Source organism: Nocardia sp. CA-135398 (assembly GCF_050955845.1).
Taxonomy (GTDB): Bacteria; Actinomycetota; Actinomycetes; order Mycobacteriales; family Mycobacteriaceae; genus Nocardia.
On the sequence record NZ_CP192084.1, the window covers coordinates 1,025,928 to 1,042,279 of the forward strand.

20 protein-coding genes and 1 pseudogene are annotated in these 16,352 nt (G+C 65.3%); 9 read left to right on the top strand and 12 right to left on the bottom strand.

The genetic code is table 11. The annotated features are described in order from the left end of the window. Positions 1-3: 3 nt before the first annotated feature. The 6 genes and pseudogenes from ACQP1T_RS04835 to ACQP1T_RS04860 all read right to left on the bottom strand — a co-directional run bounded on the left by ACQP1T_RS04835 (position 4) and on the right by ACQP1T_RS04860 (position 3,188). Positions 4-993 carry a pirin family protein gene (locus ACQP1T_RS04835; protein ID WP_433758744.1) on the bottom strand — a complete coding sequence of 330 codons (990 nt, stop codon included), beginning with the start codon at positions 991-993 and terminating at the stop codon, positions 4-6. Next, the gene (locus tag ACQP1T_RS04840; protein WP_433761978.1) at positions 990-1,301 is read right to left on the bottom strand and encodes a GNAT family N-acetyltransferase; all 312 of its coding nucleotides are present in this window, start codon (positions 1,299-1,301) and stop codon (positions 990-992) included. Before ACQP1T_RS04840 ends, ACQP1T_RS04835 begins: the two co-directional genes overlap by 4 nt. A 12-nt stretch (positions 1,302-1,313) precedes the next feature. Continuing rightward, a pseudogene (locus ACQP1T_RS04845) lies at positions 1,314-1,778 on the bottom strand (carboxymuconolactone decarboxylase family protein); the annotation flags it as partial. 73 nt (positions 1,779-1,851) lie between these two features. After that, on the bottom strand, positions 1,852-2,145 hold the full coding sequence (locus tag ACQP1T_RS04850) for a putative quinol monooxygenase (protein WP_433758745.1): 294 nt from the start codon (positions 2,143-2,145) through the stop codon (positions 1,852-1,854). A gap of 20 nt (positions 2,146-2,165) precedes the next feature. Continuing rightward, complete coding sequence (locus ACQP1T_RS04855) at positions 2,166-2,612, bottom strand: MerR family transcriptional regulator (protein WP_433758746.1); 447 nt, start codon at positions 2,610-2,612, stop codon at positions 2,166-2,168. 207 nt (positions 2,613-2,819) lie between these two features. Further along, positions 2,820-3,188 (bottom strand): glyoxalase superfamily protein, encoded by a 369-nt coding sequence (locus ACQP1T_RS04860; protein WP_433758747.1) that lies wholly within the window; start codon positions 3,186-3,188, stop codon positions 2,820-2,822. 59 nt (positions 3,189-3,247) lie between these two features. On the opposite strand from ACQP1T_RS04860, the gene ACQP1T_RS04865 reads away from it, so the two are divergent. Continuing rightward, positions 3,248-3,451: a hypothetical protein gene (locus ACQP1T_RS04865; RefSeq protein WP_062983850.1), complete on the top strand. Its 204-nt coding sequence runs from the start codon at positions 3,248-3,250 to the stop codon at positions 3,449-3,451. A 12-nt stretch (positions 3,452-3,463) separates the two neighbouring features. Here ACQP1T_RS04865 and ACQP1T_RS04870 read toward each other — a convergent pair whose 3' ends face one another. Then, positions 3,464-3,955, bottom strand: a complete 492-nt coding sequence (locus ACQP1T_RS04870; protein ID WP_433758748.1) for a SixA phosphatase family protein — start codon at positions 3,953-3,955, stop codon at positions 3,464-3,466. 183 nt (positions 3,956-4,138) lie between these two features. Between ACQP1T_RS04870 and ACQP1T_RS04875 the strand changes: the two genes are divergently transcribed. Continuing rightward, the gene (locus ACQP1T_RS04875; protein WP_433758749.1) at positions 4,139-5,809 is read left to right on the top strand and encodes an FAD-dependent oxidoreductase; all 1,671 of its coding nucleotides are present in this window, start codon (positions 4,139-4,141) and stop codon (positions 5,807-5,809) included. A 41-nt stretch (positions 5,810-5,850) separates the two neighbouring features. Here the strand turns inward: ACQP1T_RS04875 and ACQP1T_RS04880 are convergent, their stop codons facing one another. The 3 genes from ACQP1T_RS04880 to ACQP1T_RS04890 all read right to left on the bottom strand — a co-directional run bounded on the left by ACQP1T_RS04880 (position 5,851) and on the right by ACQP1T_RS04890 (position 8,301). Beyond that, on the bottom strand, positions 5,851-6,618 hold the full coding sequence (locus ACQP1T_RS04880) for an acyl-[acyl-carrier-protein] thioesterase (RefSeq protein ID WP_433758750.1): 768 nt from the start codon (positions 6,616-6,618) through the stop codon (positions 5,851-5,853). 253 nt (positions 6,619-6,871) lie between these two features. Next, positions 6,872-7,981, bottom strand: a complete 1,110-nt coding sequence (locus ACQP1T_RS04885; RefSeq protein ID WP_433758751.1) for a transglycosylase SLT domain-containing protein — start codon at positions 7,979-7,981, stop codon at positions 6,872-6,874. Beyond that, positions 7,978-8,301, bottom strand: a complete 324-nt coding sequence (locus ACQP1T_RS04890; RefSeq protein ID WP_433758752.1) for a type VII secretion target — start codon at positions 8,299-8,301, stop codon at positions 7,978-7,980. Before ACQP1T_RS04890 ends, ACQP1T_RS04885 begins: the two co-directional genes overlap by 4 nt. Before the next feature lie 147 nt (positions 8,302-8,448). Here ACQP1T_RS04890 and ACQP1T_RS04895 point away from each other — a divergent pair, with 147 nt between their 5' ends. Both ACQP1T_RS04895 and ACQP1T_RS04900 read left to right on the top strand, forming a co-directional pair. Beyond that, positions 8,449-9,423 carry an NADPH:quinone oxidoreductase family protein gene (locus ACQP1T_RS04895; protein ID WP_433758753.1) on the top strand — a complete coding sequence of 325 codons (975 nt, stop codon included), beginning with the start codon at positions 8,449-8,451 and terminating at the stop codon, positions 9,421-9,423. Between the two features lie 116 nt (positions 9,424-9,539). After that, positions 9,540-10,649 carry a winged helix DNA-binding domain-containing protein gene (locus ACQP1T_RS04900; protein ID WP_433758754.1) on the top strand — a complete coding sequence of 370 codons (1,110 nt, stop codon included), beginning with the start codon at positions 9,540-9,542 and terminating at the stop codon, positions 10,647-10,649. Between the two features lie 10 nt (positions 10,650-10,659). Here the strand turns inward: ACQP1T_RS04900 and ACQP1T_RS04905 are convergent, their stop codons facing one another. Then, entirely contained in the window at positions 10,660-11,823 is a 1,164-nt protein-coding gene (locus tag ACQP1T_RS04905; RefSeq protein WP_433758755.1) for a low temperature requirement protein A, read from the bottom strand. Positions 11,824-11,867: 44 nt separating this feature from the next. Then, positions 11,868-12,392, bottom strand: a complete 525-nt coding sequence (locus ACQP1T_RS04910; protein ID WP_433758756.1) for an Lrp/AsnC family transcriptional regulator — start codon at positions 12,390-12,392, stop codon at positions 11,868-11,870. A 159-nt stretch (positions 12,393-12,551) separates the two neighbouring features. Here ACQP1T_RS04910 and hppD point away from each other — a divergent pair, with 159 nt between their 5' ends. The 5 genes from hppD (at position 12,552) to rpsG (ending at position 16,214) form a co-directional block, all read left to right on the top strand. Next, a complete protein-coding gene (gene hppD / locus ACQP1T_RS04915) occupies positions 12,552-13,760 on the top strand; it encodes a 4-hydroxyphenylpyruvate dioxygenase (RefSeq protein ID WP_433758757.1) in 1,209 nt (402 codons plus the stop codon). 215 nt (positions 13,761-13,975) lie between these two features. Beyond that, entirely contained in the window at positions 13,976-14,503 is a 528-nt protein-coding gene (locus tag ACQP1T_RS04920; protein WP_433758758.1) for a DUF3558 domain-containing protein, read from the top strand. Between the two features lie 11 nt (positions 14,504-14,514). Continuing rightward, positions 14,515-15,072: a DUF3558 domain-containing protein gene (locus ACQP1T_RS04925; protein ID WP_433758759.1), complete on the top strand. Its 558-nt coding sequence runs from the start codon at positions 14,515-14,517 to the stop codon at positions 15,070-15,072. Between the two features lie 295 nt (positions 15,073-15,367). Continuing rightward, entirely contained in the window at positions 15,368-15,742 is a 375-nt protein-coding gene (gene rpsL, locus ACQP1T_RS04930) for a 30S ribosomal protein S12 (RefSeq protein WP_014353064.1), read from the top strand. A 1-nt stretch (position 15,743) separates the two neighbouring features. Then, on the top strand, positions 15,744-16,214 hold the full coding sequence (gene rpsG, locus ACQP1T_RS04935) for a 30S ribosomal protein S7 (protein WP_014353063.1): 471 nt from the start codon (positions 15,744-15,746) through the stop codon (positions 16,212-16,214). The last annotated feature ends 138 nt before the right edge of the window (positions 16,215-16,352 follow it).

Here is a 16,352-nt window from a genome sequence, read left to right on the forward strand (position 1 = left end):
AATTCAGGTCCTGGCGGGACCCATGCGCCGCTTGCGTGGCTTCAGATGCAGACCGGGCAGCGGTGGCGCCGGAATGCGCTGTTGCGGTGTGTGTCCCGCGATATCGGCGAACCGCTCGACTACGTTTTTCTCCCAATCGTTTCGGGCCTCGACGATGTCCTCGTGGCTGCGGCCGACGAAGTTCCACCACATCACCAGTTCCTCACCGAACGGCTCGCCGCCGATGAGCGCGAAATGCGCGCCCTCGGTGCTGTCGAGGCGCAGTTCGTCGCGGCCGGTGCCCAGGTAGAGCAGTGGGCCAGCGGCGATTTCGGTGCCATCGGCGGTGACATTGCCCTCGATCACCATGAGCGCGTGCTCGAAGTCGGGGTCCAGGGCGATGGTGGTGTCGGTGCCCGGTTCGATCCGCACGTCCGCGCCGACAATCGGTGTGTACGCCTTGGCGGGCGAGGTGAGCCCGGCGAACGTGCCGATCAACACGATGGCTCGCAAACCGGGTGCGTGGTACACCGGCAGCTCGCGATGCTGTTCGAAATGCGGATCGATCCCGAGGCTGTTGCCGGGCAATGCGATCCACAGCTGCAGGCCGTGCCCGGCGTGCGCACCCGCGACGCCGTATTCGGAATGGGCGATGCCGCGCCCGGAGGTCATCAGGTTCAGCTGTCCCGGTTCGATCTGCACATCGGAGCCGATCGAATCGCGGTGCCGGATGCGTCCGTCGAACGGCCAGGTCACCGTCTGCAATCCGATATGCGGATGCGGATCGATATCCGGTGACGCACCCGTCTTGGTGACCGTGGGCGAGCCGAAGTGATCGAGGAAGCACCAGGCGCCGACGGTCGGCAGATCACGTTGCGGCAGTACGCGTTCCACGTAAACACCGCGCACCCCGCCGAGCGGGACCTCGCGCGCCGGATAGAGCTCCGCGACCGGACCGGGACCCGGTGTCGCTTCGCACACCGCTTCCTCAGGATGCGGATCGAGATCGCTCATCGGGTGATGCCCTTGCCGACCACATGCGCGTCGTACTGCGGATGCTTCTCCAGATACGCCTTGATGAACGGGCACAGCGGTCGAATCACCCGGCCGCGGGCGACGGCATCCTCGACCGCATTCTGGGCCAGGACGGTGCCGAGGCCCTTACCGGAAAACGCGCCATCGATCTCGGTGTGGATGAACACCGTCTCGTCGTCGCGCTCTTCGTACTCGGCGAATCCGGCCAGTTCGCCGCCGTGGAACACCTCATAGCGCTGCTTCTCGTCGTTGCGAACGACGTTGCTCGCTGGCGTCGATTCGGTCATGGTCGACTTCTCCTTTTTCGGGCGTACCGGGTGCTTGCTCAGGATCGAGACGCGGTTGAAAGCGCCGATCGTGGTGGCGACCCAGAGGATCGCCGAGACCTGCTCATCCGATAGATGCTCCTGTGCCAGAGCGTACTCACGATCCATCGTGGCCTCGTCCGGCAGCGTGGTGGTGAGTTCGGCAAGTGCCAGCGCGGCCCGTTCCCGCGGGGTGTACAGCTCGGTGCGCCGCCACGCGGACAGTACGGCGAGTTCGCGCTCGGTGGCACCGGCCGCGACGGCGGCGCGATGGTGCACGTCAAGGCAGTAGGCGCAGCCGTTGATCTGCGAGACGCGCAGATTGATCAGTTCGATGATCCTGCGGTCGAGTCCGGCCTCGGCACCCGCCGCGCGGACCGCGCTGGCCACGGTGTTCAGCGCGCGAAACGCCTCGGGTGTCTGTTTATCGATGAACACGCGTCTGCCGGAGGACTCCATGGTCCGGATAGTAGAGCAGCACGGTGACCGGACTTCGGTCCGGATCGCCGTGCTGCATCGGGGTTCCCGGCGATCAGGCGACCTCGCGGAACCGCCGGAGTTGGAACGGCTCGATCAGGATCTCGTCCAATATCACCGCGGCCTCCTTCAGATGCGGGGTTTCGAAATGCGTCGCGAGCGCCGCTTCGTCGACCCACTCCTCGAGCAGCACGACGCGGCTCGGATCGCTCGGGTGCAGATACAGCTCGTAGGCGATGCAGCCTGCCTCGGCAAGGGTCGGCGCGACCAAATCCTCGAGCGTCTCGCGCAGTTCGGTCTCGTGACCGGGCTTGGCGGTGAATCGGACGTTGAGCGTCAGTGTGGACACCGATGCCTCCTGACGAGCAGTCATTTCGTGAGTGCGGCCGGTTTGACGGCGGTCTTGCCCTCGTACAGGTCGATCTTGTAATCGAGCACGGCCAGGGTCTGACGGAGTTCGTCGATCTTGGCGAGCACCTCCGCGCGGGTATTGCGGAACATCTGCAGCCGCTCGGGCACGGTGGATTCCCCCTCCCGCACCAATTCGGCATAGCGCACCATGTCCGCCACCGACATCCCGGTGCTGCGCAGCCTGCCGATCAACGCCAACCATTCCAGATCGCGATTGCTGAACCGCCGCTTCCCGGCGTGATCGCGCCCGATGTAGTTCATCAGCCCGATCCGCTCGTACCAGCGCAGCGTGTCGCGACTGAGTCCCGACCGATCAGCCGCCTCGCCGATCGAATACTGCGGTTTCTCCCGATCCGGATCGACGACTTGCTGATCACCGACAACCTGACCTACGGCTCCACCCACTGCATTCGCCCTTCTCGATGAACACGATCGACGTTAATAACCTGGAGCGCACTCCAAGCAAGCCCCAATTCTGCCGGATCACGGATTCGGCGGCAGGTGGACAGCCAACGCCGCCGAATCTCGTTCTGGCTGATGCGCCCGAACGCGGTCATCGCCGCGCATCTGCTACGCGGCGATGACCGCCGTGGGCTGGGCCGGTTCGCGGGTTCAGTCGCGCTTGGGCAGCTCCTGCACGGCCCATTTGTTGCCGTCCGGATCGGCGAAGAAGGTGAACAGGCCCCAGCCGAGGTCCTTCACCGGCGACGCCTCGACACCCGCCGCGACCAGCTGCTGGTACGCCTCCTCGGCGCTCGCGACGACCATCTGCATGCCTTCGACACTGCCCGGTGCGGCGTCGGTGATGCCTTCGCCGATGCAGATGGAGCAGCCGGAGCCGGGTGGGGTCAGCTGGACGAAGCGCAGGCTCTCGTTGACACGGTGGTCGTGGTCGGCATTGAAGCCGATCTTGGTGTAGAAGTCCTTTGCACGGTCCACATCGGTCACCGGGATTGCGACCAGTTCGATTTTCCAATCCATCGGTCGAGCATCCCACCGGCTCGACGGCGAGAACTGGTTTTCGCACCTACCCTGGTGACATGCCAGGTAAGGACATCGACCGGATCAGGGCCCGCTCGGCCTGGGCCACGGTCAAGGAAAGCCCCGTGATCACCGCCATCGCGGTGGCGCCGTTCGTGCTGGCGCTCGGCGTCGTGTGGTGGCTGCTCGGCGGATTCGCCGCGTTCGTGCTGCTCGTCGTCCTCGGCGTCGTCGTGGTCGTCGGCGGCAAACTACTGCACTGAGCGCACCCGCGTTCAGCGCGGAATGTGGAAGCGCACCAGATCGCCGGTGCCCTCGTCCACCTGCGCCCACGGTCGGTCGAATTCGAGTACCGCGAGCGCCGACGTGGGGAACTTCCGGCTGAGCTCGATCGCCGGTTCGGAATCGCGATTGCTCGCCAACTCCCATGCCGTCCACGGCATTCCGGGCGCATGCCCGATTACCAGCAGCGTCGTGACATCGTCATCGCTGAGCTGGACCAATTCGATGAGCGTGCGCGGTGACGCCTCGTAGATGCCCGCCTCGTAGACCACCGGTGCGGTAACTCCGGTGGCGGCCAGCGTTTCCCGCGTGCGGGTCGCGGTCGAGCACCGTACCGCATCGATCGGCGGCTGGGTCTCCCGTAACCACTGACCGGCAAGTCCGGCCTCGCGCTGACCACGCGGTGCAAGCGGGCGCTCGTGATCCGAGATACCGTCGGGATAGGCCGATTTACCGTGCCGCATGAGGATCAGAGTCCGCACCATGGAGATACCGTAAGCCCTCCGGAGGAGAGGCCTCGAACACACTCGAGGCAAACTGAAAGCGTCATCACATCACGGCGCCTCATGGGGCACCCTCCGTCGGCACCGTGACGATGACGCACCCGACCCACTCCCGACCCCCTTGGGTGGCTATAGCCCAGGTACATTTTCGAGGATCTGCACAATATGGCCTACGTAATCACGCAGCGTTGTTGCAACGACGCCAGCTGCGTCACTGAGTGCCCGGTCGATTGCATCCGTCCCACCCCGGACCAGCCGGAATTCGCGACGACCGAGATGCTCTACATCGACCCCGACACCTGTATCGACTGCGGTGCCTGCGTCGACGCGTGCCCGGTGGAGGCCATCTTCTCCGAGGATGATCTGACCGCGTCGCTGGCCAGGTTCCGTGACATCAACGCCGCCTACTTCCAACGGCATCCACTCGAATCGAACTTCGATCCGATCGTCACGCCCGCGCGCCCACCCAAGGAACTCGGCACGCTGCGCGTCGCGATAATCGGGGCGGGACCCGCCGCCTGCTACGCGGCCGACGAACTGCTGCGCCGCTGCGATGTCGAAGTCGAGATGTTCGACCGGCTGCCCACGCCGTGGGGTCTGGTGCGTGCGGGCGTCGCCCCCGACCACCCGGGCACCAAGACGGTCTCCGGGCTGTTCGAGTCGGCCTTCCGGCGCGAGGCGCTGCAGTACTACCTCAATGTGGAGGTCGGCTCGCACATCACCCATGAGGAACTGCTCGCCCATCACCACGCGGTCATCTACGCGGTGGGCGCGTCCGCCGACCGGCGCCTCGGTGTGCCTGGCGAGGATCTGCCGGGCAGCCATTCCGCGACCGAATTCGTCGCCTGGTACAACGGCCATCCGGACTACGCGGATCGCAAGTTCGACCTGTCCGGCGAGCGCGCGGTGATCGTCGGCAACGGCAACGTCGCCCTCGATGTCGCTCGGGTGCTGACGGTGGATCCGGATGAACTCGCCAAGACCGATATCGCCGACCATGCCCTGGACGCGCTGCGCGGCAGCAATATCCGCGAGGTCGTCGTGCTCGGTCGGCGCGGTCCGCTGCAGGCGGCATACACCTCGCCGGAGTTCCTGGCACTGACGCATCTGAAGGGCGTCGATGTCATCGTCGAGGAGGCCGATCTGGCACTCGACCCGGGCAGCCAGGCGCTGCTGGACGATCCCGAGGTCGAGCCGTCGCTGGAGCTCAAGTACACCCTGGCCAAGGAATACGCGTCGGGGCGTCGTGATCCGGCCAATAAGCGGATCGTCTTCCGCTATCTGGTCTCACCGACGGCGGTGCACGGCGCCGATCATGTCGAGTCGGTGGAGTTCGCGCACAACGAATTGGTCAGTGAGAACGGCCAATTGCTGGCGCGCACGACCGATCGCAGCGAAACCCTGGACACCGGACTGGTTTTGCGTTCCATCGGCTACAAGGGCGAAGCGATCAAGGACCTGCCCTTCGACGAGCGCCGTGCTGTCGTCCCCAATGAGCACGGCCGCGTCATCGGCGAGGACGGCATTCCGGTGCCCGGCGTGTACGTGAGCGGTTGGATCAAGCGCGGTCCGCGCGGTGTCATCGGCTCCAACCGCATCGACTCGGAGGAGACCGTCGAACAGCTCCTCGCCGACTTCACCGCGGGCAAACTCGGTGTGCCACAGGGCGATCGTGCCGCGCTGAAGGCACTGCTCGGACAGCGGAACGCCGATCTGGTCGACCGTGAGGGCTGGAAGGCGATCGATACGGCGGAGAAGACCGCGGGTAAGGCGTCAGGCCGTCCGCGGGTCAAGTTCACTACCCGTGAGGATCTGCTGAAGGCCGCGCGCGGCTGAACAGACGACCGGCTCCGTTCCCTGAACGGAGCCGGTTTTCTTTACAGGGGCATGATGCGCACGACGGTCGTGGTGGTGCCGCCGACCACGAACCACAGCCGCAGTACCGGCCGTCCTGAGCGGTCGCCCGGTTCGTAGCGGCTGCGCACGGTGACATGCTGACGAGCCAGCACCGGCGCGACGTACTCGATCACCGCGCGATGCGGCCCCGCGACCAGCTTGGGGTATTCGACCAGGAACTGTTCCACCGCCTGCCAGTAACAGGCATTGTTGACGTGGTTGTACTGGTCGATATCGGTGGCCCGCACCGGGAACGGCATATCGGTATCCGATTCCGGCGGGGTGGCTTCGGTGAGATAGGGCCGCCAGCGCAGGCGATGCTCATTGGTGGTCTGCGCCAGATAGGCCAGGCCCTCGTCGCTGATCCTGGCGGGCATGTTGTTGGACTCGCTGATATTGATCCAGAAGCCCTCGGTCTCGATCAATCCGCCGTTCGCACTGGTGATGCGCACCCGCATATTCGTCCACCGGGTGGACATGCTCGAACACCACCGCAGCAGCCGCACCTGGTCGGGCCACAGGATCGGCCGGATCACGTCGATGACCGTACGACGCACGATCCAGCTCGGATCGGTTGTATGCAGATTCGTCTGTTGCAATTGCTCCCAGGCGATGTCCTGCAGATAACGTGCGACTGCGTCGAACCGCAAGCGGTTGTACGGATCTACATCGCCAGCCCGGATGGGCCACGCCGACGCGAACCCCATGCCCTCCTGGGGAAGCGGGGCGAGTGGCTGATCGAGTGACACTGGTGCTCCTCGCGCTGCACGGTGTGCCGCGTTCTCTTACGCTGCTGTTCTGAGACGACTTTACGGGGCGTACGTCACACACTCGCGTCGAGCCGCCTCTACCCCCATCTGTCGGTCCCCGGGCGGTATTGGGCCATGCTCGAGGCCGACCTACCCGCGAAACTCGGCAAGCCGGCCGAACACGCCGATCCACAGCGGGACGACACCGCCCGATCGCACGGATCGTCCAGGGGGCAATGGGGCGGGTCCTCGGTCAGTAACCCTGGTAGGCGCCGCCGCTGTTGACGGCCGCTACACCCGGGACATTGGAGAGGGAACCATACCGGTCGATGGCGTAGCGAGTTCCGGCGATGATGTTGTCGACCGGGTCGTAGATATTGTCGTGGCCGGGTGCCTTATACGCGTTGAAGGTGCTGTCGATCGTCTGCATCAGTCCCTTTGAGGGGTGGCCTGCCGCGGCATTGCTGTCCCAATCGTTGACGATCAACGGGTTGCCGCCGGACTCGTGCTCGATGATCATGGCCAGGGCCCGCTCGTCGATTTGATCCGGGCTGTACCCCATTTCGATCAACTTGGCCTTGGCCTTCTTGATCCATTCCGCAATGTCGCCCGTCGGCATCGGCCCGGTCGCGTTGTGCGTCCCACCGGTGGTCCCGTAAGTCGATGTGCCGGAAGACGATCCGGAGCCGCTGCCGTTGTGACTGCTCGTCACATAGCTGGGCTTGCTCCTGGTGGAGGTAGCGGAGGCTGGTGTGGTGCCGGTGTTCTGTGTCTGCGTCACACCGAGATTCGGGTCGCCGAGATCGTTGAAGGCCGCCTGCAACTTCCCGACCGCATCACGGATCCTGTCGCGGGCGGTGTTCGCGGCTGTCTCGGCGGCTTGCAACGCGAGGACCAGTTCCCACTGTCGACGCGCGGCTTCGAGTTGTTCGTTCACCGCGGTTGTCGAGTTGTCGCTGCCTTCGCCCTCGGCTCGGCGGATCTCGGCGATGCGCGGTGCGGCGCTGACGGTGCCATCGGCGGATACCTCGAAGGGCGGATTCTGGTTGATGGCGTCGTTGCGCAGGCGCAGCACATTGTCTTTTGCGCTCTGCAGGTTCTGTACCTGTTCGTTGAACGCGGTTTGGAGCGTGTGCAATTCGGCGCTCACCTTGCCGGCTCGGGACTTCTCGGTCTCCATCCGATCGTTTGCCGCCTGGCCCGCGGCCCCGGACCAAGCTCTGGTGTCCTCGAGCCCCTTGGTGTCGGTAACACCCTTGCCGACGACACCATCGAGGCCGTCTGCGATCTTCTCGGCTTGCTTGCCCGCGTCACCGAGCTTTTCCGGATGCCAGTTGCTGACATCGTCGATGGTGAGTGTCATGGCAGCCGCAGCCCGATCGTCTTCAGCTTGTTCGCGAACTCGTCCTCGGCCAACTCGTACTTACCCGCCGCGTTCTTCGTATTGTCGGCAATCGTGGTCAGCCGCTGGCCGATGCGCTGCACGCAGCGATTCACCGTGTCGGTGACTTCCGGTATGACGGAGCCGAAGTCGGTACCCGGCAATGCCGCGGCCGCCACCGCGAAGCCTTCACCGGCATTGAGCTTGCCGATATCGCCCGCCTCGGTGCGCAGGTTGTCCGCGAATTTCTGCAGCGCGCCCGCATCGACCCGCAACGTGCCCGGATCCATCTTGTCCACCACGAAAAATTCCCCCTTCGTCCCCACCTCAGGTAGCGGTCAGCATAGCAAAAACGGGTGGTGTGGACAGGGGGCTGAGCGGGGGTGGTTAGGTTGATCGGGACATCGGTGATGATGTGGGTGTCGCCGAGTGGACAGAGAGGTCGGCATATGCGCGCAGCCCAGGTCAGCAAGCTGGAGGGGCCGGAAGCGATCGAGGTCGTCGAGATTCCGGAGCCCGCGGCATATTCGGGGGGCGTGGTCATCGACGTGCACGCGGCCGGGGTGGCTTTTCCCGATGTGCTGATGACACGGGGTCTGTATCAGATGAAGCCCGAGTTGCCGTTCGTCGTCGGCGGCGAGGTCGCGGGAATCGTGCGGGAGGCGCCGGAGGGTGCGCACGTCGCGGCGGGGGATCGGGTGGTCGCACTGACCATGCTCGGCAATGCCATCGCCGAGGTGGCGGTCACGCCGACGCAGATGGTGTTCCGGTTGCCGGACAACGTATCCCTGGAGGCGGGGGCCGGGATCCTGTTCAACGATCTGACCGTGCACTTCTGCCTGCGCAACCGCGGCAGGCTGGCCGCGGGGGAGACCGTGCTCGTGCACGGCGCCGCGGGCGGTATCGGCACCTCGACACTGCGGATGGCGGTGGCGCTGGGTGCCGGGCGGGTGATCGCGGTGGTGAGCACCGAGGAGAAGGCGGCGGTCGCGCGCGCCAACGGTGCCACCGATGTGGTGCTGACCGACGGCTGGCTCGCGGCGGTCAAGGAGCTGACCGGTGGCCGCGGTGTGGATATCGTGCTCGATCCGGTCGGCGGCGACCGGTTCACCGACAGCATCCGCAGTCTCGCTCCGGCGGGCCGCCTGCTGGTGGTCGGCTTCACCGCCGGTGAGATCCCGACGGTCAAGGTGAATCGACTGCTGCTCAAGAATGTCGAGGTGATTGGCGCGGCCTGGGGTGAGTGGGTGATGACCCATCCGGATTATCTGACCGAGCAGTGGGAAGAGGTCGAGCCGCTGCTCGCCTCCGGCAAGATCGCGCCGCCCGAACCCGTGCTCTACCCGCTGGACCGCGCCGCCGAGGCCGTCGCCTCCCTCGACAATCGCACCGCCACCGGCAAGGTCGTCGTCACCCTGCGCTGATCATGGCCGCCGCACGATCCACGACTATCCGATGCGCGGCGTGGTGGATCGTGCGCGCCGGTACGGTGATCTGATCATGAACCTCGCCCAGCACACCTCATGGAATCGCCGCGCAGATGTTGTCTAATCGGGTACTGAATCGGACATTGCTTGCGCGCCAGCACTTGCTGGAGCGGTCGACGCTGACCGTGCCGGAAATGTGCGAGCACCTGGTGGGTCTGCAGGCCCAGGATTCGCCACCGCCGTTCGTCGGATTGTGGAGCCGCATAGCGGATTTCGATCCCGCGACGGTTTCGGCCGGCCTGGAGGACCGCTCGCTGGTGCGAATCACCTTGATGCGCGGGACGATCCATATGGTCACACCGCCGGATGCGTTGCGTATCGCACCGCATATCCAGCCCGAGCTGGAAAAGGTCCCGTTCCGAAAGGGTTTCAACTACGGCGCGATGCTCGGCTTGGATCCGGACGAGGTGCGCCAGCACGGCGAGGCCGCGCTCGGCGACGAGCCGATGTCGGCGGCGGACCTGCGTGCCAAGGCCGCGGCGATCTACCCGGATCGCGATGCCGGTGCGGTGCTGCAGACCTGGCTGTACCAACTGCCGGTGCTGCAGACTCCGCCGCGGGGCCGGTGGAAGGACAACAGCAGGCCGGTGTGGTCTCGGGTCGAACCCTGGCTCGGCGCGCCACTCGAGCCCGGTTATCCATTGGCGGAGTTGGTCTTTCGCTATCTGCGTGCCTTCGGTCCGGCCAGCACCATGGATATGCAGACCTGGTCGAAGCTGACCGGCATGAAGGCCGCCGTCGAACAGCTCGGCGACCGGCTGCGCACCTACACCGACGAACGCGGCCGCACCCTCTACGACATCGCCGACGGCGAACTCGCCGATCCCGACCTGCCCGCCCCGGTCCGCCTGCTCGGCTGGTACGACAATGCGATCCTCTCGCACCAGGACCGGACCAGAATCGTCCCCGACGGTGCTGCCCCACCCCTGCGCGCATTCGCCGCCGCGGTATCCCCGGTCCTTGTCGACGGTTTCCTCGCGGGCTTCTACAAGATTTTCCTGGAGAAGGGCGTCGCCCGCCTGCGTATCACCCCGACCAGGAAGTGGTCGGCCACCGAATACGCGGCGGTGGATGCCGAAGCGAATGCACTGGTCGCATTCCTGGAGGCCGACAAGCGGCCGAGCGTCGAAATCCTCGAGGTGGGCGCGGACCTGCGTCCCTGAACCGGCGGCGTTATCGCGAACGGCGACGTCCGACGTGCACCGCGGGCAACGGCCGACCGGGTGGGGCCACCAGTTGCTCGACGATATTGGCGGTCACCAGGACGGCCGCGGTCAGGGCGACCACGACGATGGCGGGCAACAGTGACGACGTCAGCGCCACGGCGATCAACGCGATGGCCGCGACCGCGCGCGTGGTCGCCACATTGCCGAGCATCCGCCACCGATTGACCACCAGGGCGAGCATGAACAGCGCGGCGCCACCCGGTGCCAGCGCGGCGGCCACGCCGTGCGCGGTATGGCTGGGGTCGGCGACCGAATGCCCGAGCCCGACCGCTACCGCGACCAACCCGGTGACCAGCGCGAAATGCCCGTAGCTCAACACATCTCGCACGATCAACCCGGGTGAGGGCATGGTGGACAAGGCATGCTCGATCAGTCGTGCGGAGCGATGGAAGTAGATCCACCACAGTCCGGCGCCGACCGCGAAGGCAAGCACCAGGGTGGCCACCACCGCCGGATCGAGGCCGGTCGAGGACGCCTGTGCGCCCGCATCGACCACGGATTCGCCCAGCGCGATGATGATGAACAGGCCGAACCGCTCCGCGAGATGCGAAACCCCGATCGTCCGGGTACGCACCGCCCTGCTGTACAGCAGCGGCGCGCCCAACTGCACCACGAGCGCCCCGGTCCAGACCCAGATGCGCGAATGTTCCGGCAGCGGGGCGCTCGCGAAAATCGCTATGCCGGTGACCAATCCGATGCTGAAGGGGTTGATCGTGGTGGCGAACCCGTTGGTCCGGGTGACGGCGATGAACAAGACGATTCGTAGCACTAGATGCGCGCCCGCGAAAACCATTGCGGCCCCGCGGGGTTGGTCCAGCGCGGCGGGTGCGGCCACCGCCATCAGGAAGATGCACAGCCCGGATCCGAAGAGGACAAGACGCTGAGCGTTGTTCTCCTCCACCGTATTCACCAGGATGGTGACCCCGACCCATCCCCACCACAGCGGCGCCAATAGCACCAGCGCATGGCCGAGCGTGCCGATCGAGGTGTGGTGGCCGAGCACATGCGCGGTCTGAGTGACCGCGAAGACGAGGACCAGGTCGAAGAACAATTCCGCCCAGGTGGCGCGGGCGTGGGGTGTTGCGGTGCTGGATTCGGCAGGCTCGCTCATCGAAATCTCGTATTCGGTGACACAGGAAGTACGAGCCTAGATGGTCAGCGCTCCGGGTTGTCCCGGTACGCGGGCGCTTTCGTCGTACCGGTCGGTGTCAGTGTGCGCAACAGTGGCAGCGTCCGGTGCGCGATCACCGTCGACAGCACGATCACACTGTGTGAGCGCACCACCGAACTCGTCCGATCGATGCTCAGCAACGCCGTCTGCAATCCGGCATGTGAATCCGCGCCGATCCGGCACAGCACATCGCCGGAGCCGGTGGTCGCATATGCCTCCAGCACACCGGGAATCGCGTCGAGTTCGGCCGCCACCGTATCCAGCGCACCCTGTGCGATCTCCAGCGTGACGAAGGCCTGCACATCGAAACCCGCTGCGGTGACATCGATCTGCGGATCATAGGAGGAGATGACGCCCGACTCCTCCATCCGTCCGATCCGCGACTGGACGGTGGCCCTGGCGACCCTGGTGCGCCGGGACAGCTCGAGAATGCCCGCCTTCTGATACTCGTGCATCGCGGTGAGGATGGCGAGATCGAGTTCATCCAATTTCGCGGACGTGCGCGACATGACGGCCTCCGTTCGGGGCGCGACCGGCGTGGTGCGGGTCACTTGTGGTGCTATTCAAATTGTCCAGCATCAGGGGTGACTTGCTAGCCGATTTCGCCAGAGTGTCTAACCGAAATCGGTGATGTTGCCTATCCGACGGGGCGGCGATTTCCTTGCATCATGACCATCGAGCACCTGCCGAATGCCCAGCGCCGCAGTGGTCCGTTGCCCACCGACGGTGAGTTGCGCCGCCTGGTCGGGCTGGTCGATCACGACGACAGCGTCGATCCGTTCCCGGTCATCGGCTGGGACGCACTGGTCTGGGTGGTCGGTAACGCGACCCAGACCGCGCACTTCCTGGAATCCGCCTTCGGCATGCGGCTGGAGGCCTACTCGGGTCCGGAGACCGGCAACCGTGATCACAAGGCCTATGTGCTGCGCAGCGGTGCGGCCAGATTCGTCGTCACCGGTGCGGTCGCCCCGGACAGCCCGCTGGTCGCACACCACGATCGGCACGGCGACGGCGTCGTCGATATCGCGCTCGAGGTGCCGGATGTGGACCGCTGCATCGAATGGGCACGCACGCACGGCGCGCGGATCCTGGTCGAACCCCATGACGACACAGACGAATTCGGCACCGTCCGCTCGGCCGCCCTGGCCACCTACGGCGAAACCAGGCATACGCTGATCGACCGCTCCGCGTACTACGGGCCGTATCTGCCGGGTTATGTCGCCCGCCGCTCCGGATATCAGCCGCGCGCCGGCACCCCGACCAGGCTCTTCCAGGCGATCGACCACGTCGTCGGCAATGTCGAACTCGGCATGATGGACGAGTGGGTCGAGTTCTACCGCCGCGTCATGGGATTCACGAATATGGCCGAATTCGTCGGCGACGATATCGCCACCGAATACTCGGCGCTGATGAGCAAGGTGGTGGCCAATGGCAATCACCGGGTGAAGTTCCCGCTCAACGAACCGGCGGTCGGTAAGAAGCGTTCCCAGATCGACGAATATCTGGAGTTCTACCGCGGCCCAGGCGTGCAGCACATCGCGCTTGCCACCAGCGACATCCTCGAATGCGTCGACGTATTGCGCCGCGAGGGCATCGAATTCCTCGAAACCCCCGACACCTACTATTCCGATCCCGAACTGCGCGCCCGCATCGGCCACGTCCGCGTCCCGGTGCGCGAACTGCAGCGCCGCGGCATCCTGGTCGACCGCGACGAGGACGGCTACCTGCTGCAGATCTTCACCAAACCGCTCACCGACCGCCCGACCGTCTTCTTCGAACTCATCGAACGCCACGGCTCACTCGGCTTCGGCAAGGGCAACTTCAAGGCCCTGTTCCAGGCGATCGAGCGTGAACAAGCGGCGAGAGGAAACCTCTAACCGCACTACCAGCCACAACGGAGCGAGTCTTACGAGCGACCGTTCGCGGCCCGTCTCGCGTCCGAGTCGTCGAAGCGCATGCGACGTAGTCGCGAGTCTCGACGGCACCGCTAGCGACTGCTTGCAGGTCGCTCGAAATGGTCGGACGCGAGACCAAGGGGGCCGCGAACACGCAGCGCCGGAGGCGCTGCCAAATATTCAGTAGAGTTCACGGCATGCGGATCCCGTCGGCGATCATCACCGGTCTGGCCTTGGCATTGACCCTGTCGGCCTGCGGCTCGGATGGTGACTCCGATTCCTCGAACGCACCGCTGCGTCCGCCGCCGAAGGTCGCGACGCTCGGGCCGTTCGTCGGTGAGTGCGGCCATGTCACCGATCAGGAGGTGCGCGATATCGCCGGGCTGTCCCAACTCGCGCGGGTGAACCGGAATTCGGTCGGCTGCAACTTCCAATCCGCCGGACTCGCTTCGCCGAGTGTCACTTTCGCGTCCTATCGGGGCAGCCCGATCGATCGCGAGAAGGCTTGGGTCGCCAATGTCGGACGCGATCCGGAGACCATCGATGTCGGTGGCCGCAAGGGCTTCCAGGCGTTGGATCCCAGCGGTTCGGTCTGCGATCTGGCGGTGCAGCTCGATGACGATTTCTTCGAATGGTCGATGTCCTACGGGCTGTTCTCCGAGCAGGGCAATCCGTGTGACCGGACCCGCAAGCTGGCCGAGTTGACCGTGCAGCGGCTGCAGTGAGGGGAATGCGGATGAGTTCACGTCCTGGTCTGCGGGTCGCGGCGGTCGCCGCCGCGGTGCTGGCGGTCGCGATGTCCGCGGGTGGCTGTGGCCAAACCGTCAAGGGTTCGGCTCATCCGGCGGGCGGCAGCGGCACCACCACGATCAATACCAATTTCGACAAGCTGCTGCGTGAATGCGAGGTGGTCGGGCTCGATCAGATCGGTGCGGCGGTCGGCAACGCGTCGGTCGTTTCCCCGTCTTTCAACGGCGCGGTGTGCATGTGGGATGTCGAGGACGCGCCCGGTGGCTCGGCCATGGTGACCCTGAACTGGTATGAGGAAGGCTCGCTGAACAACGAGAAGTCCACCAACGACAAGCTCGGCTACAACACCGAGAACATCACCGTGCAGGGGCGGCGTGGTCTGAAGACGACCCGTCCGAACGATCCCGACTCGTGTGGGGTGAGTGCGGGCGCCGCCGACACCGGCATTATCGGCTGGTGGATCAACTACCATCCCGGCGGCCATCCCGATCCGTGCGCGGGCGCGCAGAAATTGGTCGAGCTGACGCTGAATCTGGCGCGGTAGCCTGGCAGGTGGTAGTGGCCCTTCGGGCGTGATATCCGACCCCACTTTGACCCTGTGTCGCGGCCGCGAGTATCGTGGACCGCTGTGCCCGGAAGCATGCGGGCAAGTTCGTGCGCAAACGTAGGCCAGCGAGAGCGGCTGACCTTTCCGGCGTGCCCGGAATTCGGGATATGTCTTGCGCGCGACACGCCCGACCTCGGGACGCGAGAAACGTGGCCGGACGTGCGAGTGAAAGCTCGATGACAAAGACATGAAGTTCCAGACACCGCGTTAACTAATTAAGGAAAGCCGGTCTATGCCAACCATCAACCAGCTGGTCCGCAAGGGTCGTCGCGACAAGGTCGCCAAGACCAAGACTGCGGCCCTCAAGGGGAGCCCGCAGCGTCGTGGCGTGTGCACCCGCGTGTACACCACCACCCCGAAGAAGCCGAACTCCGCGCTGCGCAAGGTCGCGCGTGTTCGCCTGACCAGCGCGGTCGAGGTCACGGCCTACATCCCGGGTGAGGGCCACAACCTGCAGGAGCACTCGATGGTGCTCGTTCGCGGCGGTCGTGTGAAGGACCTTCCGGGTGTCCGTTACAAGATCATCCGTGGCTCGCTCGACACGCAGGGTGTGAAGAACCGCAAGCAGGCCCGCAGCCGTTACGGCGCCAAGAAGGAGAAGAGCTGATATGCCACGCAAGGGCCCCGCACCCAAGCGTCCGCTGATCAACGACCCGGTCTACGGTTCGCCGCTGGTTACTCAGCTGGTCAACAAGATCCTGCTGGACGGTAAGAAGTCCACCGCCGAGCGCATCGTCTACGGCGCGCTGGAGCAGGCGCGCGAGAAGACCGGCACCGACCCGGTCGTCACCCTCAAGCGCGCGCTCGACAACGTCAAGCCGTCCCTCGAGGTGAAGCCCCGCCGTGTCGGTGGCGCCACCTACCAGGTGCCGGTCGAGGTCCGTCCCGGCCGCGCCAACACCCTGGCGCTGCGCTGGCTGGTGAACTTCTCCCGCGCCCGTCGTGAGAAGACCATGGTCGAGCGCCTCGCCAACGAGCTGCTCGACGCCAGCAACGGCCTCGGCGCTTCGGTGAAGCGTCGTGAGGACACCCACAAGATGGCCGAGTCCAACCGGGCCTTCGCGCACTACCGCTGGTGACGTCTACCCGGCCCGTCGTTTCTGGGTCGGGAGGCACAGTCGGAAAGCGGCACTTACCTGCCGCTTCCGGCGTTGACATAGAGACGACCACAGTGTCGTCCCCGAAAATCCCAACTAGCTACGAGCGGGGAAGATTTC

Bases quoted from the DNA above. Each gene is read 5' to 3' on its own strand.
- ACQP1T_RS04895 (WP_433758753.1), top strand. From the start codon at position 8,449: ATGCGCGCAGCCCAGGTCAGCAAGCTGGAGGGGCCGGAAGCGATCGAG.
- ACQP1T_RS04885 (WP_433758751.1), bottom strand. From the start codon at position 7,981: ATGACACTCACCATCGACGATGTCAGCAACTGGCATCCGGAAAAGCTC.
- rpsG (WP_014353063.1), top strand. From the start codon at position 15,744: ATGCCACGCAAGGGCCCCGCACCCAAGCGTCCGCTGATCAACGACCCG.
- ACQP1T_RS04865 (WP_062983850.1), top strand. From the start codon at position 3,248: ATGCCAGGTAAGGACATCGACCGGATCAGGGCCCGCTCGGCCTGGGCC.
- ACQP1T_RS04925 (WP_433758759.1), top strand. From the start codon at position 14,515: ATGAGTTCACGTCCTGGTCTGCGGGTCGCGGCGGTCGCCGCCGCGGTG.
- ACQP1T_RS04835 (WP_433758744.1), bottom strand. From the start codon at position 993: ATGAGCGATCTCGATCCGCATCCTGAGGAAGCGGTGTGCGAAGCGACA.
- ACQP1T_RS04840 (WP_433761978.1), bottom strand. From the start codon at position 1,301: ATGACCGAATCGACGCCAGCGAGCAACGTCGTTCGCAACGACGAGAAG.
- ACQP1T_RS04905 (WP_433758755.1), bottom strand. From the start codon at position 11,823: ATGAGCGAGCCTGCCGAATCCAGCACCGCAACACCCCACGCCCGCGCC.
- ACQP1T_RS04900 (WP_433758754.1), top strand. From the start codon at position 9,540: ATGTTGTCTAATCGGGTACTGAATCGGACATTGCTTGCGCGCCAGCAC.
- ACQP1T_RS04920 (WP_433758758.1), top strand. From the start codon at position 13,976: ATGCGGATCCCGTCGGCGATCATCACCGGTCTGGCCTTGGCATTGACC.
- ACQP1T_RS04875 (WP_433758749.1), top strand. From the start codon at position 4,139: ATGGCCTACGTAATCACGCAGCGTTGTTGCAACGACGCCAGCTGCGTC.
- hppD (WP_433758757.1), top strand. From the start codon at position 12,552: ATGACCATCGAGCACCTGCCGAATGCCCAGCGCCGCAGTGGTCCGTTG.
- ACQP1T_RS04860 (WP_433758747.1), bottom strand. From the start codon at position 3,188: ATGGATTGGAAAATCGAACTGGTCGCAATCCCGGTGACCGATGTGGAC.
- rpsL (WP_014353064.1), top strand. From the start codon at position 15,368: ATGCCAACCATCAACCAGCTGGTCCGCAAGGGTCGTCGCGACAAGGTC.
- ACQP1T_RS04870 (WP_433758748.1), bottom strand. From the start codon at position 3,955: ATGGTGCGGACTCTGATCCTCATGCGGCACGGTAAATCGGCCTATCCC.
- ACQP1T_RS04910 (WP_433758756.1), bottom strand. From the start codon at position 12,392: ATGTCGCGCACGTCCGCGAAATTGGATGAACTCGATCTCGCCATCCTC.